This is a genomic window from Streptomyces caelestis (assembly GCF_001279005.1).
Taxonomy (GTDB): Bacteria; Actinomycetota; Actinomycetes; order Streptomycetales; family Streptomycetaceae; genus Streptomyces; species Streptomyces heliomycini.
The window spans coordinates 46,454-66,203 of the sequence record NZ_LGCN01000132.1; the positions used below are offsets into that span (position 1 = coordinate 46,454).

The 19,750-nt window shown below is 75.3% G+C and carries 15 protein-coding genes; 9 read left to right on the forward strand and 6 right to left on the reverse strand.

All coding sequences use genetic code 11. The annotated features are described in order from the left end of the window. Positions 1-106: 106 nt before the first annotated feature. Positions 107-571, reverse strand: a complete 465-nt coding sequence (locus tag ADK41_RS13075) for a MarR family winged helix-turn-helix transcriptional regulator (protein WP_030818774.1) — start codon at positions 569-571, stop codon at positions 107-109. 207 nt (positions 572-778) lie between these two features. Between ADK41_RS13075 and ADK41_RS13080 the strand changes: the two genes are divergently transcribed. The 6 genes from ADK41_RS13080 to pcaD are packed head-to-tail and all read left to right on the forward strand — an operon-like array spanning position 779 to position 6,006. Continuing rightward, on the forward strand, positions 779-1,534 hold the full coding sequence (locus ADK41_RS13080; RefSeq protein WP_030818776.1) for a CoA transferase subunit A: 756 nt from the start codon (positions 779-781) through the stop codon (positions 1,532-1,534). Next, positions 1,534-2,178 (forward strand): CoA transferase subunit B, encoded by a 645-nt coding sequence (locus tag ADK41_RS13085; RefSeq protein ID WP_030818778.1) that lies wholly within the window; start codon positions 1,534-1,536, stop codon positions 2,176-2,178. The genes ADK41_RS13080 and ADK41_RS13085 overlap by 1 nt, the downstream gene beginning before the upstream one ends. After that, complete coding sequence (pcaH, locus tag ADK41_RS13090) at positions 2,175-2,954, forward strand: protocatechuate 3,4-dioxygenase subunit beta (protein ID WP_030818780.1); 780 nt, start codon at positions 2,175-2,177, stop codon at positions 2,952-2,954. The genes ADK41_RS13085 and pcaH overlap by 4 nt, the downstream gene beginning before the upstream one ends. Before the next feature lie 6 nt (positions 2,955-2,960). After that, a complete protein-coding gene (gene pcaG / locus ADK41_RS13095) occupies positions 2,961-3,566 on the forward strand; it encodes a protocatechuate 3,4-dioxygenase subunit alpha (RefSeq protein WP_030818782.1) in 606 nt (201 codons plus the stop codon). Continuing rightward, positions 3,563-4,894, forward strand: a complete 1,332-nt coding sequence (gene pcaB, locus ADK41_RS13100) for a 3-carboxy-cis,cis-muconate cycloisomerase (RefSeq protein ID WP_030818784.1) — start codon at positions 3,563-3,565, stop codon at positions 4,892-4,894. Before pcaG ends, pcaB begins: the two co-directional genes overlap by 4 nt. Continuing rightward, positions 4,891-6,006 (forward strand): 3-oxoadipate enol-lactonase, encoded by a 1,116-nt coding sequence (pcaD, locus tag ADK41_RS13105; RefSeq protein ID WP_030818786.1) that lies wholly within the window; start codon positions 4,891-4,893, stop codon positions 6,004-6,006. Before pcaB ends, pcaD begins: the two co-directional genes overlap by 4 nt. A gap of 18 nt (positions 6,007-6,024) precedes the next feature. On the opposite strand, the gene ADK41_RS13110 is transcribed toward pcaD, so the two are convergent. Beyond that, complete coding sequence (locus ADK41_RS13110; protein ID WP_030818788.1) at positions 6,025-8,706, reverse strand: ATP-binding protein; 2,682 nt, start codon at positions 8,704-8,706, stop codon at positions 6,025-6,027. A 262-nt stretch (positions 8,707-8,968) separates the two neighbouring features. On the opposite strand from ADK41_RS13110, the gene ADK41_RS13115 reads away from it, so the two are divergent. Continuing rightward, positions 8,969-9,931 (forward strand): DUF2510 domain-containing protein, encoded by a 963-nt coding sequence (locus ADK41_RS13115; protein ID WP_030818790.1) that lies wholly within the window; start codon positions 8,969-8,971, stop codon positions 9,929-9,931. Positions 9,932-10,071: 140 nt separating this feature from the next. Here ADK41_RS13115 and ADK41_RS13120 read toward each other — a convergent pair whose 3' ends face one another. Then, on the reverse strand, positions 10,072-10,686 hold the full coding sequence (locus ADK41_RS13120) for a TetR/AcrR family transcriptional regulator (RefSeq protein ID WP_030818792.1): 615 nt from the start codon (positions 10,684-10,686) through the stop codon (positions 10,072-10,074). Positions 10,687-10,928: 242 nt separating this feature from the next. On the opposite strand from ADK41_RS13120, the gene ADK41_RS13125 reads away from it, so the two are divergent. Then, the gene (locus tag ADK41_RS13125; protein WP_234318510.1) at positions 10,929-12,005 is read left to right on the forward strand and encodes a hypothetical protein; all 1,077 of its coding nucleotides are present in this window, start codon (positions 10,929-10,931) and stop codon (positions 12,003-12,005) included. Between the two features lie 27 nt (positions 12,006-12,032). Here the strand turns inward: ADK41_RS13125 and ADK41_RS13130 are convergent, their stop codons facing one another. Then, entirely contained in the window at positions 12,033-14,087 is a 2,055-nt protein-coding gene (locus ADK41_RS13130; protein WP_030818797.1) for a phosphocholine-specific phospholipase C, read from the reverse strand. A 1,247-nt stretch (positions 14,088-15,334) separates the two neighbouring features. On the opposite strand from ADK41_RS13130, the gene ADK41_RS13135 reads away from it, so the two are divergent. Then, positions 15,335-15,931, forward strand: coding sequence for a response regulator transcription factor (locus ADK41_RS13135; RefSeq protein WP_030818798.1), 597 nt, complete (start codon positions 15,335-15,337; stop codon positions 15,929-15,931). Between the two features lie 39 nt (positions 15,932-15,970). Here the strand turns inward: ADK41_RS13135 and ADK41_RS13140 are convergent, their stop codons facing one another. Beyond that, a complete protein-coding gene (locus ADK41_RS13140; RefSeq protein ID WP_037803225.1) occupies positions 15,971-17,872 on the reverse strand; it encodes an ATP-binding cassette domain-containing protein in 1,902 nt (633 codons plus the stop codon). Beyond that, positions 17,869-19,656 (reverse strand): ABC transporter ATP-binding protein, encoded by a 1,788-nt coding sequence (locus ADK41_RS13145; RefSeq protein ID WP_037803228.1) that lies wholly within the window; start codon positions 19,654-19,656, stop codon positions 17,869-17,871. The genes ADK41_RS13140 and ADK41_RS13145 overlap by 4 nt, the downstream gene beginning before the upstream one ends. Positions 19,657-19,750 lie beyond the last annotated feature (94 nt).

The following is a 19,750-nucleotide window of genomic DNA, read 5'->3' on the forward strand; positions in this document are numbered from 1 at the left end:
GAACCGATCGGCGGGAGCCGCCGCGCGGACGCACGCCGCGTGCGGTCGGGTGCGGGTGGCGTGCGCGCGGGCCGCCCGGCCGGACCGGCCGGCCCGGCCGGTCCGCTCAGCGCGGGGCGGCCGGGGAGGGGGCCGGATCGCGCAGCCCTTCGGCCGCGTCCGCCACCCGCCGGATCAGGTCGATGAAGAGCGCCTGCTCGTCGGCGTCGAGCGGGGCCAGGAAGACCTGGTTCATCCGCGCGGTGCGCACCGTCAGCCTGCGGTGGGTGCGCACGCCGTCGTCGGTGAGGCGCAGCAGGAAGCGGCGGCCGTCCTGGGGGTCGCGGACCTTGTCCAGCAGCCCGCGCCGGATGAGCCGGCCGATCACCTCGGCGATGGTGGACCGGTCCAGCCCGACCCGCTCCCCCACGGTGCGCTGGTCCAGGCCCGGCTCGGCGACCAGCGCGTTGAGGACCGCGAACTGCGGCGAGGTGATCTCCTCGGAGACCATCGTGTTCCACAGCAGGTGGTGCGCCTGCTGGAGTCGCCGGGCGAGGTGCCCGGGGTGGGTGGTGAGGTCCACCGCGGCCATGTGCGCTCCCCAGTCGTTTTCGTTGGTGCACTGAACAATACTCGCCGAACGCACCTCCCCCGTACCCCCCCATGCCGTTCGATACGAACATGAGCAGGGTATTGACGCTCCCACCCCCTCGATGGCAGCGTGTGGCCGACCTCGAGAAAATACTCAGTGCCCTGACTAACTCGGTCGGGTTGCCCGGAGAGGACGGGGATCCCTCGGATGGACAAGGTGGTCGCCTCGGCTGCGGAGGCGGTGGCTGACGTGCCGGACGGCGCGTCACTGGCGGTGGGCGGCTTCGGCCTCAGCGGTGTGCCGAACGTGCTGATCCAGGCGCTGTACGAGCGGGGGGCCGACGGTCTGTCGGTCGTCTCGAACAACTGCGGGGCGATGGAGTCCGGGCTCGCGGTGCTGCTGGCGGCGGGCCGGATCGCCCGGGTGACCGGCTCCTACATCGGCGCGAACAAGGAGTTCGCCCGGCAGTACCTGACCGGTGAGCTGGAGGTGGAGCTGATCCCGCAGGGCACGCTCGCCGAGCGGCTGCGCGCCGGGGGCGCCGGCATCCCGGCGTTCTACACCCCGGCCGGGGTGGGCACACAGGTCGCCGAGGGCGGACTGCCCTGGCGTTACGACGGCTCCGGCGGGGTGGCGCTCGCCTCGCCCGCGAAGGAGGTCCGGGAGTTCAACGGCACCCGGTACGTGCTGGAGCGCGGCATCCGCACCGACTACGCGCTGGTGCGGGCGGCGAGGGGCGACCGGCACGGCAACCTCGTGTTCAACAAGTCCGCCCGCAACTTCAACCCCCTCGCCGCGATGGCGGGCCGGGTGACGGTCGCGGAGGTGGAGGAGCTGGTCGAGCCCGGCGCGCTCGACCCGGACGCGGTGCACCTGCCGGGCGTCTTCGTGCAGCGGGTGGTCGCCCTCACGCCCGAGCAGGCGGCGGACAAGAGGATCGAGCGGCGGACGGTGAGCGGCTGATGGCCTGGACACGGGAGGAGATGGCCGCGCGGGCGGCCCGGGAACTGCGCGACGGCCAGTACGTCAATCTCGGCATCGGCCTGCCCACGCTGATCCCCAACCACCTCCCGGCCGGTGTCGAGGTGGTGCTGGAGAGCGAGAACGGCATCCTGGGCACCGGCCCGTACCCCGCCGAGACGGAGGTCGACCCGGACCTGATCAACGCCGGGAAGGAGACCGTCACGGTCCTTCCGGGCGCCTCCTTCTTCGACTCGGCGCTGTCCTTCTCGATGATCCGCGGCGGGCACATCGACGTCGCCGTCCTCGGCGCGATGCAGGTGTCCGGACGCGGTGACCTGGCCAACTGGGCGGTGCCCGGCAAGCTCATCACCGGCATCGGCGGAGCGATGGACCTGGTCCACGGCGCCCGCACGGTGATCGTGGTGATGACCCACACCGCGAAGGACGGCTCGCCGAAGATCGTGACGGAGTGCTCGCTGCCGCTGACCGGCAGGGAGTGCGTGGACCGGATCATCAGCGACCTCGGCGTCCTCGACGTCACCGACGACGGACTCGTCCTCGTCGAAACCGCTCCCGGCGTGACCGCCGGGGAGATCACCGCCAAGACCGGAGCCGAACTCACCCTCGGGGAGGGCCTGTCGTGACCGACGCACTCACTCAAGCCGACATCGACCGGGAGATCGCGGCCGAGCACGCCGCGTACGGGAAGCGGGTCGCCGACGGCGCGCCCGTCGAGCACCACCCGCGCCGCGACTACCCGCCGTACCGCCCCTCGGTGCTGCGCCACCCGAAGCGGCCGCCGATCGCCATCGACGTCACCCAGGACCCGGAACTGGTGGAGCTGTCCTCCCCCGCGTTCGGGGAGCGGGACATCACCGAGATCGACAACGACCTCACCCGGCAGCACGCCGGTGAGCCGATCGGCGAGCGCATCACCGTCTCCGGACGGCTGCTGGACCGCGACGGACGGCCGGTGCGCGGCCAGCTGGTGGAGATCTGGCAGGCCAACTCGGCCGGCCGGTACGCCCACCAGCGCGAACAGCACGACGCCCCGCTGGACCCGAACTTCACCGGCGTGGGCCGCACCCTCAGCGACGACGACGGCTTCTACCGCTTCACCACCGTCCAGCCGGGCCCGTACCCCTGGCGGCAGCACCTCAACGCCTGGCGGCCCGCCCACATCCACTTCTCGGTCTTCGGCTCGGCGTTCGCCCAGCGGCTGGTGACGCAGATGTACTTCCCCGGCGATCCGCTCTTCCCCTACGACCCGATCATCCAGTCGGTGACGGACGACGCCGCCCGGCAGCGGCTGGTCGCGACGTACGACCACGACCTGTCGGTGCCGGAGTTCTCGATGGGCTACCACTGGGACATCGTGCTCGACGGACCGCGGGCCACCTGGATGGAAGAGGGGCGCTGACCCACCATGACGAAGATCGACACCACGCGTCCGGAGACCGTGCTGCCCACCCCGTCGCACACGGTCGGCCCCTTCTACGGCCACGCCCTGCCCTTCCCCGGCGGCGAGGACATCGCGCCCCTCGGGCATCCGGACACCGTCACCGTGCACGGGCACGTGTACGACGGCGAGGGCCGGCCGGTGCCGGACGCGCTGCTGGAGCTGTGGGGGCCGGACCCCGAGGGGAACGTGCCGACGGCGGACGGCTCGATGCGCCGGGACCCGGCGAGCGGCGGCTTCCTCGGCCGCAACGGCGTGGAGTTCACCGGCTTCGGGCGGATCCGGACCGACGCGAACGGCCACTGGTACGCCCGTACGCTCCGTCCCGGAGCCCGTGGCGGGAACGCGCCCTACCTCAGTGTGTGCGTGTTCGCGCGAGGTCTGCTGGTGCACCTGTTCACCCGGATCCACCTGCCGGGCGACGAGGCGGCGCTGGCGGCGGACCCGCTGCTGTCCCGGCTCGACGCCGGGCGCCGCGACACGCTGGTCGCGGGTGAGGAGGGCGCGGGCACGTACCGTTTCGACATCCGCCTTCAGGGCGAGGGCGAGACGGTCTTCCTGGAGTTCCAGTGACATCAGCCGATTCCGACACCGGCCTGCTCGCCCCCGGGTGGGCCGGTTCCCCGGCCGCCGCCGAGACGGCGGACGCGGCGTTCCTGCGGGCGCTGCTCGACGCGGAGGCCGCGCTGACCCGCGCCCAGGCCGCCCTGGGGCTCGCCCCGGCCGGGGCGGCGACGGCGGTGACGGAGGCGGCCGGCCCGGCCGGTTTCGACGTCGCGTCCCTCGCCGTGCGGGCGCGGGACGGCGGGAATCCGGTGATCCCGCTGGTCGCGGAGCTGACCCGGGCGGTCGGCGCGGAGCACGGACCGTACGTGCACCGGGGGGCGACCAGCCAGGACGTGATGGACACGGCCATGATGCTGGTCGCCCACCGCGCCCTGGGCCCGGTCCTCGCCGACCTCGACCGCTGCCGGCGTGCCCTGGCCCGTCTGGCCGCCGAGCACCGTGACACGCCGATGCCGGGCCGGACGCTGACCCAGCACGCCGTACCGACGACGTTCGGGCTGAAGGCGGCCGGGTGGCGGTCGCTGGTGCTGGACGCGCGGGACCGGGTGACGGCGGTGCGCGGCTCGCTGCCCGCCCAGCTCGGCGGTGCGGCCGGGACGCTGGCGGCCTTCTCCGCGTACGGGGCCGAGGACGCCACCGCGCTGCCGGGCGTGTACGCCCGTGAACTCGGCCTCGCCGAGCCCCTGTTGCCCTGGCACACGCTCCGCACGCCGGTCGCCGATCTCGCCGGCTGTCTCGCCTTCGCCGCCGGCGCGCTGGGCAAGCTCGCCGTGGACGTCCTCACCCTCTCGCGCACGGAGATCGCCGAGGCCGCCGAGGGCAGCGGCGGCGGTTCCTCGGCCATGCCGCACAAGGCGAACCCGGTGCGCTCGACGCTGATCGTCGCGGCGGCGCGGCGCGCACCGCAGCTCGCCGCGACGCTGTACGGCTCGCTGGTGGCCGAGGACGAGCGGCCGGCCGGCGCCTGGCACGCCGAGTGGGAACCGCTGAGGGACCTGCTCCGCCTGGTGGGCGGCGCCGCCCGGGACGCGGCCGAACTGACCGAGGGGCTGCGGGTGCGCCCGGAGGCCATGCGCGACCACCTCCGGCTCACCCACGGACTGATCGTCTCCGAGCGGCTGTCCGCCGAACTGGCGCCGGTCCTCGGTCGCGCCCGCGCGAAGGAGCTGCTCACGGCGCTGGCCCGGCGGGCGTACCAGGAGGGCCGTGAACTCGGCGAACTGCTCGCCCGGGAAAGCGAGCTGGAGGGGATCGACGTCTCCTCGCTCATCGACCCCGCCCATTACACCGGCTCCGCCGGACCCCTCACCGACCGTGCTCTGGAGCGACGTTGACCGACACCCTCCTCAACCACCGTACGGAAGGCCCCGCCTCCGCTCCCCCGCTGCTGCTCGGCCCCTCGCTCGGCACCTCGTACGCCCTGTGGGACGAGGTGGCGCCCGAGCTGTCGGCCGCGCACCGCGTGGTCCGCTGGGACCTGCCGGGGCACGGCGGTTCGGCGGCGGGACTGATCGGCGCCGGTGCGACCGTCGGCGACCTCGCCGCTCTGGTGCTCGCGCTCGCCGACGCGCTCGGCATCGAACGGTTCGCGTACGCGGGCGTCTCGCTGGGCGGCGCGGTGGGACTGCAGCTGGCCGTGCACCACCCGGACCGGCTGTCGTCGCTGGCCGTGATCTGTTCCTCGGCGCACTTCGACGGCGCGAAGCCGTGGGAGGAACGGGCGGCGCTGGTGCGTCGCGAAGGGCTCGCCGGACTCGCGGAGGGCGCGGACGCCCGGTGGTTCACGTCCGGGTTCACCGTGCCGGGGCTGGTCCGGGACCACCAGGAGGCCGACCCGGAGGCGTACGCCGCCTGCTGCGACGCGCTGGCCGCGTTCGACCTGCGGGACCGGCTGGCGGAGGTGTCCGTGCCGACGCTGCTGGTGGCCGGCCGGGAGGACCCGGCGACGCCGCCCGAGCATCTGCGGGAGATCGCGGACGCGGTGCCGGACGCCGCGCTGGTGGAGATCCCGGGCGCCTCGCACCTGGCGCCGGCCCAGCGCCCGGAGGCGGTGCTGACCGCGTTGCGGACGCACTTCGACGGGGCCGCCCGGCGCGGCATGGCGGTGCGCCGGGAGGTGCTGGGCGACGCGCACGTGGACCGGGCGCAGGCCCGGCAGACGCCGTTCACGGCACGCTTCCAGGACTTCATCTCGCGCTACGCCTGGGGCGAGGTCTGGACCGACCCGACCCTCACCCGCCGCGAGCGCAGCATGATCACGCTCACGGCGCTGGTCGCGCACGGCCACTACGACGAGCTCGCGATGCATGTGCGCGCGGCGCGCCGAGGCGGGCTCACCCCCGAGGAGATCGGGGCGGTGCTGCTCCAGACGGCCGTGTACTGCGGGGTCCCGGCGGCGAACTCGGCGTTCGCGACGGCCCAGCGGGTGCTGGCGGAGGAGGAGTAGCCGGGGACCGCCTCGGCGCTAGCGCGGTCCCACTCCCGCCCCGAGCTCCTCCCCGGCCCGCTTCACCAGGCCGTCCGCGCCGCAGGAGCGGGCCAGGGCGAGGCCGCGTTCGAGGTCGGGGGCGGAACGGGCGAGGATGCCGTACTCGACGCGGGCCACGGCGTGTTCGTACTGGCAGGGGGAGGACTCCAGGTAGGTGACCGCCTGGGCGGCGAGGCGGACCGCGCGCTGGCCGGTCTCCAGGGCGGCGGCGACCCGCAGGGCGTCTCCTATGGCGGTGTCCGTGCCGAAGCGTTCGGCCTGCCGGCGGACGTCGACGGCGAGCCGGGCGGCACGGGCGGGGTCCTCGGTGGCGAGGGCGCGGGCGAGGTCGGCGGCCCAGAAGACGTGCACCGGGTTGTGGTGACCGCGCGCGGTCGCCGCCTTCTGCGCCGCCTCCAGTTCGTTGACGCCCTCCTGGACGCGGCCGACGGCGAGCAGCAGCCGGCCGCGCACGGAGCGCGGGTCGGGCAGCACGATGGTGGACGGGTAGGGCGGTGCGAAGCCGTACCGTTCGGCCACCTCCCAGGCCTCGTCGACATGACCGCGCGCGAGCAGGGTGTCGACCAGGTTGCAGGTCGCCGTCCAGTACAGGGGCAGTCCGCGGCCGACGCGTTCGGCCAGGCGCAGGGACTCGCGCAGTGCCGCCTCCGCCGCCTCCAGCCGGCCCCGCCTGCGGTGTCCGAGCCCCACGTAGGCGTGGGCCAGGGCCAGGTGGCCGCCGCTCCAGCCCGCCGTGTCGTAGGCGTGCAGGGCCTCGTGGTAGAGGCTCTCGGCGCGGTCGAGGCGGTCGGTGTACGCGTAGGTGTCGGCCAGCATCAGCAGCAGCTCGACGCCCCACTCGGAGTCGGTCCAGCCGAGGCCGGGGGCGAGGCGGCCGTTGACGAGGGCGCGGTCGCAGATCTCGACGATCTCCTCGGCGTTCTCGCCGCGCATCATGGCGTCGAAGCCGCGCACGATGAGCAGCGCGCGTTCGGAGTTGTCCCGGCCGGTACAGGTGGCGGCGAGTTCGGCCAGCCGTTCGGAGCGGCCGGGGGAGGCGGTCTCGCCGGCGTGGATGCCCTCCCACATGAACTGCACGGTCTTCAGCCGCATCTGCGCGGGGCCGGGTTCCAGCCGGGCGGCCTCCGCCTCGACGGTGCGGACGGCCTCCTCCGGCTGGTCGTTGTGCAGCAGCGCCTGGGAGAGGCGGACCACGGCGTCCACCCGCCGGTCGCCGTCGAGGCCGGGCATGCCGAGGGCGGCCCGCAGCTGGCCGATGGTGCGGGCGGGTGCGGTGAGGAAGGTGGCGCAGCCCAGTTCGTAGAGGACCTGTGCGTGGACCTCGGGGCGGGGCGGTTCCTCCAGGGCGCGTTCCAGACAGCGGCGGGCGGCGTCCGGGGCGCCGACGGCGAGGTGTTCGCGGGCGGCCTCGCGCAGTTGCCGGACGAGTTCCTCGTCGTCCTCCGGGTGCACTTCGAGGAGGTGGCGGGCCGCCGCGGCGGCGCCGCGTCCGGAGTCGGTGACGATCCGGGCGGCTATGCCGTGCATGGCGCGGCGCAGGGCGTCGGGGATGGATTTGTAGACGTCGGTGGCGATCAGGGGGTTGACGAACTCGAGGTCGGCGGGGGCGGTGCGGCCCGTGGCGGACGGGTCGGGGACGGTGAGTATGCGGGCGCCGCGCAGGCGTTCGGCGCAGCGGGCGGCGTCGTCGACGTCCAGGGTGGCGAGCCGCGCCGCCAGGGCGACGGTGATGTCGGTGCCGAGGATGGCGGCGGCCCAGGCGAACCGGGTGGCGTCTATGCCGAGTTGTTCCAGACGGGCGACGAGTCCGCCGCCGCGGGCGGAGCGGTTCAGGTCGCGCAGTTCGCCGGCGTGGGCCTCGACGGGTTCGAGTTCGGCGTCCTGGACCTTGGCGAGGAGTTCCACGGTCTCGTAGAGGTTGCCGCCGGTGACGGCCCAGACCTCGCGGCAGAACGCGGCGTCGGCGTGCTCGCCCAGGGTGGCGCGGGTGAGTCCGGCCGCGCCCTCCGGGGTGAGGGCGCCGAGGGTGGCGACGGGCCGGTCGGCGGCGACGGCGTCCAGGTGCCGGGCGCCGGCTCCGGAGATCTCGCCGGGCCGGCGGGCGACCACGACGAGGACGGAGACGTCCGCCAGGCGTTCGGCGAAGGAGGCGAGCCAGCCCAGGGTCTCCTGGTCGGCCCAGTGCGCGTCGTCGACCAGCAGGACCAGCGGCCAGTCCCGGCGGGCCAGCCGGCGCACGGCGGCGACCAGTCCCTCGTACACGCCCTGCGGGTCGGCGTACCGCTCGCCGGGGTCGGCTATGCCGAGGGCGGGGCCGGCGATGTCGTACCAGTCTCCGAGGTACTCACGCGCCTCCTCCGGCAGCATCGACACCAGCGCGGGCTGGAGGAGTTGACGCACGACGTTGAAGGGGACCGAGCGCAGGGTCTCGCCGCCGCGGGCCGACCACACGGTGCAGCCGCGGTGCTCGGCGATGCGGCGGGTCTCGGCCAGCAGCGCGGTCTTGCCGAGTCCGGCCTCGCCCCGGAACACCAGCAGGCCGCCCGGCGAGGACCGGTCCGCGCACAGGGTCTCGACGGCCTGCGTGATCACGGCGACTTCCTCGTCGCGCTCCCACAGAGCGGCCGAGGGGACGGCCTGGGGCCGTACCTCCGTCATCCCGCTACCTCCCCGAGTCGCCCGAATGACGTACAGACCTTGAGCGTAGTCCTCCCGCCGTCCGAGCGGTGCCCGCTCGCGCCACGTGTTGCCGTGACGGGTGACACGGGCGCGGAAAGTCGACGCGCGCCACCCCTCACCAGGGGACCTGATGGTCAACTGCTGTCAAGGGAAGGGGAGATGGAAATCGCCGTGCGGTCCGCGCGAGGGTGTGACGGGACTCTCTCATCCGGCTTTCACCGAGGCCTCATACGGTGGGGGCATGACGCAGGTGACTCCTCCCGGGTGGTACCCCGACCCCGGGCAGACGAATGAGGGGCCGGCCACCGAGCGCTGGTGGGACGGCAAGGCCTGGACGGAGCAGGTCCGTCCGGTGGGGCCGGCCGCCGCCTGGGGTCCCCCGGTGCCGGACGGCACGGGCGGGCCGGCGTATCCGGCCTACCCGGCATACCCCGCTCCACCGCCGCCCGGGCGGGGGAACCGGGTGCGGAACGGGATAGCGGTGGCGGCGGCCGTCGCCGTCCTGACGAGCATCGGTGTGGGCGTGTACGCGCTGACGGACGACGGCGGGGGCGGCGCCGGCGCGACCTCGCAGGGGCCGGGCGGACGGGACGGCGGACCGTTCGGCGACCCGGACGGGCGGGACGGGGACTCCGGTGAGAAGCCGGCGCCGGACGGGTCCGAGGCGCCGCGGATCGAGAGCGGGTCGGTGACCGACGCGCTGAGCGGCATCAGTCTGCCCGTCCCGGACGGCTGGTACGGCCAGGAGTCGCAGGTGGGCGCCTCGGTGACGTCGAAGGACACGTACGACTGTCCCGGCGACACCTCCAGGACGTGCACCAAGGGCGGGGCGTACTCGGCGCCGGCCCTGGCGCTCGGCGCCAAGGGGTCCACCGCCGAGGAGGTCGCCAAGGCGGACATCTCCGCCAACGCGGAGGAGAGCTACGGCGGTGCGGCGTACGGGAAGATCACCTCGCACGACGTCCTCGCGTCCAGGGCCGTGACCGTGGCCGGGCAGAAGGGCTATCTGGTGCGCTGGAAGGCGGTCACCGGCAAGGGCTCCGACGGGTACGTCCAGTCGCTGGCCTTCCCGTCGCCCGCGCAGCCGCAGCGGATCGTCGTGGTCCGCTTCGGGGTGGACACCGATCAGGAGCAGTCCGTACTCGACGAGATCACCGAAGGGATCGAGGTGTCGTCGGGCGGCGGCAGCGGCCAGGACGTCTGACACCGCGCGGTCGACGGCCGGGTGGGACGCCCCTCCGCTCAAGAGGTGTCCCACCCGGCCGGGGTGAGCGCCGCCCCCGTCCCCACGGTGCGGCGCCGTCAGGCCGCCGTACGGTCATCCCGTCGACGGCGGCCCGCGTCTCATGCGAGGCCGAGGGCCGGCAGCACGGCGGCCTCCACGAAGCGGATCAGGTACTCCGCGTCCGCGTTGCGGCCGTCCAGCAGGGGCCGGACCCGCAGCACACCGAAGATCTGCGCCGGGACGTACTCCAGCGCCGGGTTCCCGGCGGCGACCTCCCCGCGCTCGACGCCGCGCCGCAGGATCTCCTCCAGCGCGCCGATCTCCGGGTCGACCAGCGCCTCGCGCAGCGCCCGCGCCAGTTCCCGGTCCTGGACGACCGCGTGTCCGAGCGCCTGGAGCAGCGTGGTGTCCTTCGGCGACCACTCCCCCGCGCACCGCGCCACCTCGCGGAGGTCCCCGGCGAGGGTGCCGGTGTCGATGCCGGCGAACCGCGCCTGCCGGTGGGAGCGCAGGGCGGCGGCGACGAACCGGGGCTTGGTCTGCCACTGCCGGTACAGGGTGGACTTGCTGCACCGCGTGCTGGCGGCGATGCCCTCCATGGTGACGGCGTCGTAGCCGCACTCGCGGATCCGGTCCAGCACGGCGTCGAAGAACTCCCGCTCACGCTCCGGCGTGATCTTGGAGCGGCGCGAGGTCCCGGTCTGCCCGGGGCGGTCCGCGTCCTGCGACGTCATCGGCTCGGCTCCTCGTCCTTCGAGCGGGGCACAGGTCATCGATGCGCCAGTGTACCGGTACGCGAACGTACCGGTACGTCGGCGTATCGGTACGTCGACGTATCGGTACACTGGCGTATCGGTACGGACTCGTATCGATGAGGTGCGGTTCCCCGCGCCGTCCGCACCACGACAGCGCCACCGTCAGCGAAAGGCCGGGGGATGAACACCCGCAAGGAGCCGGAACCCGTGGGGTCCGGCCGATGAACGCCCTCCTCGTGGCCGTCCTGCTGTCCCTGCTCTCCGCCGTCGCCTACGCCGCCGCGGCGGTGGCCCAGGAGCGGCTGGCCTCCCGGTCCTCCGGCGCCGGCGCGCTGCGGCTGCTGACCGACGGCGCCTGGTGGTGGGCGGTCGCGCTGAACGCCTCGGCCGCGCTGCTCCACGTGGTGGCGCTCGCCTACGGCCCGCTCACCGTGGTCCAGCCGCTCGGCGCCCTCACCCTGGTGGCGGCGGTGCCCCTGGGGGCGCGGATCGCGGGGCGGCCGGTGAGCGCGGCCGAGTGGCGGGGCACCGCGTTCACCCTGGCCGGTCTGGCGGCGGTGCTGGTGGCGGCGTCCGGACCGGCGCCCGACGACGTGCTGAGCGGGACCGAGGCGCTGGTCGTCGCGGGCGGTACGGCGGCCCTGATCGGTCTGCTGTCGTGGCCGGGGTCCCGGCCCGGCCTGCGGCACGCGACCGCGTCGGGTCTCGCTTCCGGGGTGGCCTCGGCGCTCACCCAGACCGTGACGGTCGCGGTGACGGACCGGTCCGGTCCCCCGCTCACCGCACGGGTGGTCGTGGTGGCGCTGCTGGTGGCCGCCTTCGCGGCCGGCGGACTGCTGCTGTCCCAGACCGCCTACCGGAGCGGTCTGGGCGCCCCGCTCGCGGTGGTCACCCTGGCGAACCCGCTGGCGGCCGCGGTGATCGGCCTCTCCCTCCTCGGCGAACGCCTCCGCGGCGGTCCGCCGGGCGTCCCGCTCGCCCTGACCGGAGCGGCACTCGCCTCCTGGGGCGTCCTGCTGCTGAGCCGGGCGACACCACCCCACGTGAGCCCTCCCGCGGTGCGGCAGCGGGGCTCCGTGGAGAACCACCTGGTCGCCACTGCGGACAGCCGCACCCCCGTCATCGCGGGCAGTCGTGCCTTCCCCAGTGCCTTGAAGGCCCGGGAGGTGCCCCCGGGGCGATGGGGGTCCCCCCGCTCATGGGGGTCCCCCCGCTCGAGCGAAGCCGAGAGTGGGGGAGGGCGGGCGCTGGGGGTACCCCCTCCGGGGGAGGCATCCCGCGAACGCCGGGCTGCGTGACACCCCCCGCCCGGCCCCGGACGGCAGTCAGTCCGTGACGATCGCCGGGTCGCTGACGCCCGGCCGGCCGTTCTCGACGTGCCCCGCGAAGCGGCGCAGGTAGGCCGGCTCGGCCGGGGAGGTGACCGTCAGGTCGTACCAGCGGTGGCTCGCGCGCAGGCCGACGGTGCGGTGCACGGTGGCGCCGGGCCGGACGGTGACGGTCGTGGGACGGCCGCGGTAGCCGTCGGCCAGCCGCAGCCGGGCCGTGCCGGACCCCTCGTTGACGAACGTCAGCCGGACGTCGTCGCCGGTGTGGCGGGCGGTGACCTCACAGCCCGCGACCCCGTTCGGCCCCCGGAAGACGCGGAGGAACCCGTTCGGGCCGTGCACGGTCAGGTCGTACGAGCCCTCGGAGTACGCCGAGTTCCAGGAGTCCGAGATCTCCTTGCCGGCCTCGGTCGTGTAGGTCCAGGGGCCGTCGGCGCGGTTGCCGGAGGTGACCAGGAAGGCGGCGCCCGCCCGGGCGCCGGAGGCGAAGGTCAGCGTGAACCTCCCGGTCGCCGGGTCGGCGGAACCGTCCACCGCCGGGGCGTACTTCAACGGGCGGGCCGGGCGCAGCCCGCGCTCCTGGCGGGGCATGCCGGCCTCGGCCGGGGGCGTGGGCCGGTAGTCGGGATGGCGGTCGCGGTCCGGCGGCTCGTAGGCGTCGGTGTCCGGCAGCCGGACCGGCCGGCTGTCCCCGCGGGTGAAGTCGAAGGCGGAGGTCAGGTCACCGCAGACGGCGCGCCGCCACGGCGAGATGCCCGGCTCGCGCACACCGAAGCGGCGCTCCATGAACCGGATGACCGAGGTGTGGTCGAACGTCTCCGAGCAGACGTATCCGCCCTTGCTCCACGGCGACACCACCAGCATCGGCACGCGCGGGCCGAGTCCGTAGAAGCCCTCGCGGTGGGTGGCGCCGCCCTCGAAGACGTCCAGGGACACGTCGACGGTGGACCGGCCCTGCGCGGCCGACTTCGGCGGCAGCGGCGGCACCACGTGGTCGAAGAAGCCGTCGTTCTCGTCGTACGTGACGAACAGGGCGGTCTTCGCCCAGACGGCGGGGTCGGAGGTGAGCGCGTCCAGGACCTGGGAGATGTACCAGGCTCCGTAGTTGGACGGCCAGTTGGAGTGCTCGGAGAAGGCCTCGGGGGCGGCGATCCAGGAGATCTGCGGCAGCCGGCCGGCCTTGACGTCGGCACGGAGCAGGTCGAACCAGCCGTCGCCGTTCTTGACGTCGGTGCCGGTGCGGGCCTTGTCGTACAGGGGGTCGCCGGGCTCGGCGTCGCGGTACTTGTTGAAGTACAGCAGGGAGTTGTCGCCGTAGTTGCCGCGGTAGGCGTCGGATATCCAGCCCCAGTGGCCGGCCGCGTCCAGGCCGTCGCCGATGTCCTGGTAGATCTTCCAGGAGATCCCGGCCTCCTCCAGCCGCTCGGGGTACGTGGTCCAGTCGTAGCCGAGTTCGTCGTTGCCGAGGACCGGGCCGCCGCCCGCGCCGTCGTTGCCGGTGTGGCCCGACCACAGGTAGTAGCGGTTGGGGTCGGTGGAGCCGATGAAGGAGCAGTGGTAGGCGTCGCAGACGGTGAAGGCGTCGGCGAGCGCGTAGTGGAAGGGGATGTCCTCGCGGGTCAGGTACGCCATGGTGGTGGTGCCCTTGGCGGGCAGCCAGCGGTCGTACTTGCCGTTGTGGTAGGCCTCCTGGCCGTCGGACCAGCCGTGCGGCAGTCCCTCCAGGAACCGCATGCCGAGGTCGTCGGCCTCCGGGCGGAAGGGCAGGACCTCCGTGCCGTCGCTCCTGGTCTGGTGCCACACCGACCTGCCGCCGTCCAGGGTCACCGGATGCGGGTCGCCGAAGCCGCGGACGCCGCGCAGCCGGCCGAAGTAGTGGTCGAAGGAGCGGTTCTCCTGCATCAGGACGACGATGTGCTCGACGTCCTCGATCGACCCCGAGCGGTGGTGGGCCGGGAGGGCGGCGGCCCGCTCGATGCTCGCGGACAGCGCGCCGAACGCCGTGGCGGCGCCCGCGAGTCGGAGGAATCGGCGCCGGTCGACTTCGGGCATGGGTGAGGGCCTCTCGTACGGTGCCGGATGCTGGGGGTGCGTGTGAAAGGAGTGTTCCAGGAGCGGCGAACGTCGCGGAAGGGCGCGGTGGCGCGGGTGTGAAGGTCGTCGGTACGTGAGGTGCGGCGACGCGTCGTGGTCCGTCCGGGATCGCCACGCGGTCCCGGACGGCCCCGGGGGCCCGCCGTGCCGGTGGTCCCGGTGCAGCGGCGCTTCGGCTGCGGTGGGGTACCCGGCCGTGGCGGGCCACCGGGCCGCGTACCGGTCGGGACCGCCCGCGTCGAGGCGGCCGAACGCGTCGCGGGTGCGGTCGGGGGCCACCGCGGTGCGGCGCGGTGTGGTGCGCGGGTCGGAGGGGTACGGCGACCAGGGCTGGAGGCCGGCCGGCAGGTCGCCGCGGACGGCCTCGGCGTCCGCGGCGTCCGGCAGCCGGGGTGCGTCCCCGTCCCGGATCCGCCGCCGGGTTTCGTGGTGGAGGGCGGCGTCGGGCCGCTCGCCGGCGAACAGGACCGTCGGGCGCGGGCCGTCGCCGGCCGCGTCCAGCAGCGCGGGACGGATGGCGGGGACGGGTTCGGCCCCCCGTCGCCCGGCACGACCGCGCCGTGGCGCACGAAGCCGTCGCCGGCCTCCGTGAGGACTCCGGCGGGCCGCCGGAACGCCTCCCGGTCGACCCGCCGGTCGGCCTCGATCACTCGGATTCCGGCGCAGCGCGTCCGGCGGCGGCCCGATCGGCCTGCCCCGCCGTGACGGCGGGCGAAAGCCCGGAGGCGCCCGCCGACGGCTCGCCGGCGCCCGCTCCGGGCCGAGTCGGCGGGCGGCGCGGCCCTTCCGGACGGACGGTGCGATTCGCGCCAGATTGGGCGATGACTGTTTCCGGCCGCGCTCCGGACGGGGCGGACCCGCTGCCCCGGCGCCTCCTGCCCGGCATGGTACGGCCGCTCCGGCCGGCGATGTGCCGCCGTAACCAGGGCAACGGAGTCGTCGGCGCCGGCGTGACGGCCGGTCGCCGCCTTCCGCACGGGCGGGCACAGCCCTCCGGAGGGCGTGCGGCTGCGCCGTTTTCGGCCGGGCGGACACCGCCGTTCCCGCTCCCCGAGGGGCGCCGGGAACGGCGGATTGCGTCCGGTGCGGTTCGCACGTGCGTACGCGTCGTGTTGTTCCGGGGTGTATCAGGGCACACGCCCCTGGCGCGGAGGGAGTGCGCTGTCGGCTGCCCAGGGAGCAGCCGCTGACAAAGGGTGGGGGAGATGGTTCGTACTGTCGTGGTGCACGACGAGGAACTGCTGCGATCGGCACTGGTGCAACTGCTCAGATCCGATGCCGCGCTGGAGGTCTCGTCCATGTCACCCGGCGCCGGCCCGCCGGAGCACGACGCGTTGCCGACGGACGTGTGGGTCGTGGACGGCGACTGTCTGTGGGGGCCGGGGCGGACGCACGGCGCGCCCTTCCGGGCGCGGCGCGGAGACCGGCTCGTCGTCCTGACGACCGCCAAGCGGCCGGGGATCCTCCGCCGGGCGTTCGACGGCGGTGCGCTCGGGCTGGTCGACAAGAACGCCCCGGCGCGCCGGCTGATCACGGCCGTCCACGCGGTCGCCAAGGGGGAACGTTTCCTCGACCAGACGCTCACGGTCGCCCTGCTGGAGGGCGCGGAGATGCCGCTGACCACCCGGGAGCTGAGCGTGCTGTCCCTCGCCTCCCAGGGGGCGCCGATGGCCGAGATCGCGGCCCGTCTGCACCTGTCCCGGGGGACCGTCCGCAACTACATGGCCACGGCGATACGGAAGGTGGGCGCCCGCAACCGGGTCGACGCGATACGCATCGTCCAGAGCGCCGGATGGACGTGACGGACGTGCGGTGAACCCGTCCGGGACGGCCGGCTCCGGTCAGGGCGTCCGGGCCGGGCCGCCGTTCCAGTGGCCCGTCAGGTCACGGTAGAGCGGTGAGCGCTCCAGCGCCTCCTCGTGCGTGCCGCACACCGCCTCCGTCCCGTCCAGCACCAGCACCCGGTCGGCGCGGACGGCCGACGACAGGCGGTGCGCCACCACCAGCAGCGTTCCCCGGCGCCGCGCGAGGGCCTCCTCCGCGCGCGCCTCGGACGCCGGGTCGAGGTGGCAGGTGGCCTCGTCGAGCAGCAGCAGGGGCGCGGGGGACAGGTGGGCGCGTGCGAGCGCGACGAGCTGCCGTTCGCCCGGGGACAGGTCGGCGGGCCGCACCGGGGCGTCGAGCCCGCCCAGGCGCTCGACCAGCGGCCGCAGGCCGAGGGCCCCGACGGCGGCGTCGAGGTCCGCGCGGTCCGCGTCCGGACGCAAGTACGCGAGGTTGTCCGCCACGGTCCCGGAGAAGACGTACGCCTCCTGGGGCACCAGCACCCGCAGCGCGGCGAGTTCGGCGGGGGCGCGCCCGGTCACCTCCCGGCCGGCCACCCGCACCTCGCCGCCGCTCGGCGCGAGCGTCCCCGCGACCAGGCGGGTGAGCGTCGACTTGCCGATGCCGCTCGGTCCGACGACGGCGAGGCGCTCGCCCGGGGCGACGCGCAGGTCGAGCGAGTCGAGGACCGGCTGCGCGCGGGCGCCGTAGGACAGGGTCACGGACCGCAGCTCCACCGCCGCGGCCGGTCCGCCGCGCACCGGTGACCGGGCGCCGACGGGGTCGGCGGAGTCGGGGCCGGCGGCGTCGGGGAGGTCGGCGTCGGGGGGGTCGGCGGCCGGACGGGGCGCGGCCGGGTACGCGGGCTTCGGCCGCGCGCGGTGTCCGGGCGCCGGCATCCCCGTCCCCGGCCCCGACGCCTTCGTCGCGTCCGGCTCCGGGCCGATGATCCGGTCGAGGACCACCAGCAGCCGGGCCCCCGCCGCGCCGAGCGCGGTCATCAGCGTGTGCAGGGCGGGCAGCAGCGACTGGACGAGGTAGGTGAAAGCCCCCAGCAGCGCGCCCGCCGTCACTCCCCGCCCGCGCAGCCACGGCACCGCCAGCAGCAGCGCCAGGACGGGCAGCTGACCCGCGACACCGAGCGCCGCCGTGCGCACCGCCGCCCAGCCGGCCAGGGCGCGGGCCGCCGCGGCGGCCGCGTCGACCAGCTCCGCGCCGCGCCGCGCCGCTCCGGGCCCGGTTCCGCAGGCCGTCAGGTCCCGCAACGCCGCCCGTGACCGGGCCGCGTGGTCGCCCAGCGCCTCGTCGGCCGCCAGGGCGCGCCGCTGGGCCGCCGCCATGGGCCGCAGCGTCGCCAGGAAGAGCAGCAGGCCGCCGGTCAGCGGTGGCAGCACCACCACGAGGAGGGCGGGGTGCAGCGACAGCAGGCCCAGCAGCGCTCCGGCGGCGGTGAAGACGAAGGACCGCAGGGTCAGGACGAGGCCGGCGAAGCTGTCCCGGGCGATCTCGACCTGATTCGTCAGCCGGGAGACGGCCGCCCGGTCCGTCCCGCCGGCCCCGCCCCAGGCGGCCCGGGCCAGGGACCGGTCGACCGCGCGCCGCACCAGGCCGTCGCGCAGCGGCTCCGTCAGCCCGGCCAGCTGGGTGAACACGCCCCGGATCACCGGGGCGCCGAACAACACGGCGACCAGCGCGATCGCGAGCCACAGCAGCCCCCGGCGCACGTCACCGGCGAGGAACCCTTGGTCGACGGCCCGGGCGACGCCGTAGCCCACGAGGAACGCCTGTCCGGTCTCGGCCAGCGACCAGAGCGCGAGCCGCGCCAGCACCCCGGGGCGGCGGGCGAGGAAGCGGCGGGCGGGCGGCGTGACGCGGCGCAGCGCCCCGGCCCCCTCGCCCGTCTGCGCGGCGCGCGTCACGGCCGTGCCTCCTCGGGTTCGGCCCGGCGCGCGGTGCTCGCGCCCGGTGCCGCGGCCCCGGCGCCCCCGGCCCCGAAGACCGCCCGGTAATCGGCCGTCTCCCACAGCTCGCGGTGGGGCGCGACGGCCCGCACTCCCCCGTCCTCCAGCCAGATCACCAGGTCCGCCCGGGCGGCCACCGACGGGCGGTGCGCCACGACCAGCCTGGTTCCGGGCCGCACCGAGTGGCGCAGCGCCCGGTCCACCTCGTGCTCCGTGGCGGTGTCCAGACTGGACGTCGCGTCGTCCATGATCAGCAGCCGTCCGGCGTGCGCGAACGCCCGGGCGAGTCCGAGGCGCTGGTACTCGCCGCCCGAGAGCGGCGCCGCGGACAGCGGGGTGTCGTAACCGCTCGGCAGCCGGCGGACGAAGCCGTCGGCGCCCGCGGCCCGGCAGGCCTCCCCGACCTGTTCGGGCGAGACCCGCCGGGGGCCGGCGGCGACCACTTCGGCGATCGTGCCCTCGGCCGGCGCCGGGCGCTCGAAGGCGTAGGCGACCTCGGTGCGCAGCGCCTTCCGGGTCAGCCGGTCGAGGGGGACGCCGTCCAGCAGCACCTGTCCCTCGTCGGGGTCGGTCAGCCGCCCCGCCACGGCGGCCAGGACGGACTTCCCCGCACCGCTGCGGCCGACCACCGCGGCGGTGGCGCCGCCCGGCACCCGCACGCCGTCGACGCGCAGGACCTGCCTGCCGTCGCGCACCACCCGCACGCCGCGCAGTTCGAGCTCGCCCGGTCCGGCCGGGGGAAGACGCCGCGTCCCGTGGACCAGCGCGGGCACGCGGGCCAGGGCCAGGGTCCGGTTCCGCGCCTCGCGGCCCCGCACCACCGCGCCCAGCAGGGACGCGGCGCCGCCGACGCCGGCCGTCAGCTGCGCGTACCGGCACACGGCGAGCAGCTCGCCCACGCTCAGGGCGCCCGACGCGAGGCGCAGGCCGCCGACGGCCGTGGCGACCAGGATGAGCAGGGGGACCAGGACCCCGCTTCGGCCCAGGGCCCGTCCGTGCAGCGCCCACATGTGCCGGCCCAGGGCGGCGAGCGGCGTCAACGGCTCCAGCACGCGCGCTCGTTCACGGGCTCCGGTCCCCGCGGCGGCGATCGTCGCCGCGCCCTCCAGGGCTTCCAGCAGCCGGGACGCGATCTGTGACTGCGCGTCCTGGTAGGCGGCCACCGAGGCGCCGGTGTCGCGGGCGAAGGTCCGCAGTACCAGCGCCAGGGCGGGCAGTCCGGCCAGCACGCAGGCCGCCACCCACACGTCGACGACGGCCAGCGCCGCGAGCGCGCCCACCGGCGTGACCATCGACGCGGCCAGCGCCGCCCGGGCCGCCGGGGCGCCGCCCGCGTCGGCGGCGTTGAGGGTCAGGCGGGTCCCGACGTCCCCCGGGGTGAAGGGCCGCGCGCGGTCCGGTACGGCGCGCAGCAGACCGTCGAAGGCGCGGGAGCGGAGGGACGCCGTCCACACGGCGTTGCAGCGGCCGGTGAACAGGGAGGTGAGACTGTCGAGCAGCAGTTCGCCGACGAGCAGCGCGGCGCTCAGCGCCAGCCAGCGTCCCGCGGCGCCGCCGGTCCCGCCGTCGCGCAGGAGCAGATCCAGTGTGCGGCCGAGCGCGAAGGGCTGGGCCACCGTCGCCACGGCCGCTCCGACCGAGCACAGCAGCACCAGCACTTCGGGCGCGCGCCCCGGCTCCGCGCCGTCGGCTCCGTCCCGCGCCCTGTCCGCCCGCCGTGCCCGGAACCCGGTCGTCAGCACCGGCCGGTCTCCTTCCGTCCGTCCCCCGTGACCGCGTACCGCCCGGCCCGCCGGGCGTCCGCCGGAACGTGCTCCGGCGCCCCGGGCCGAAACC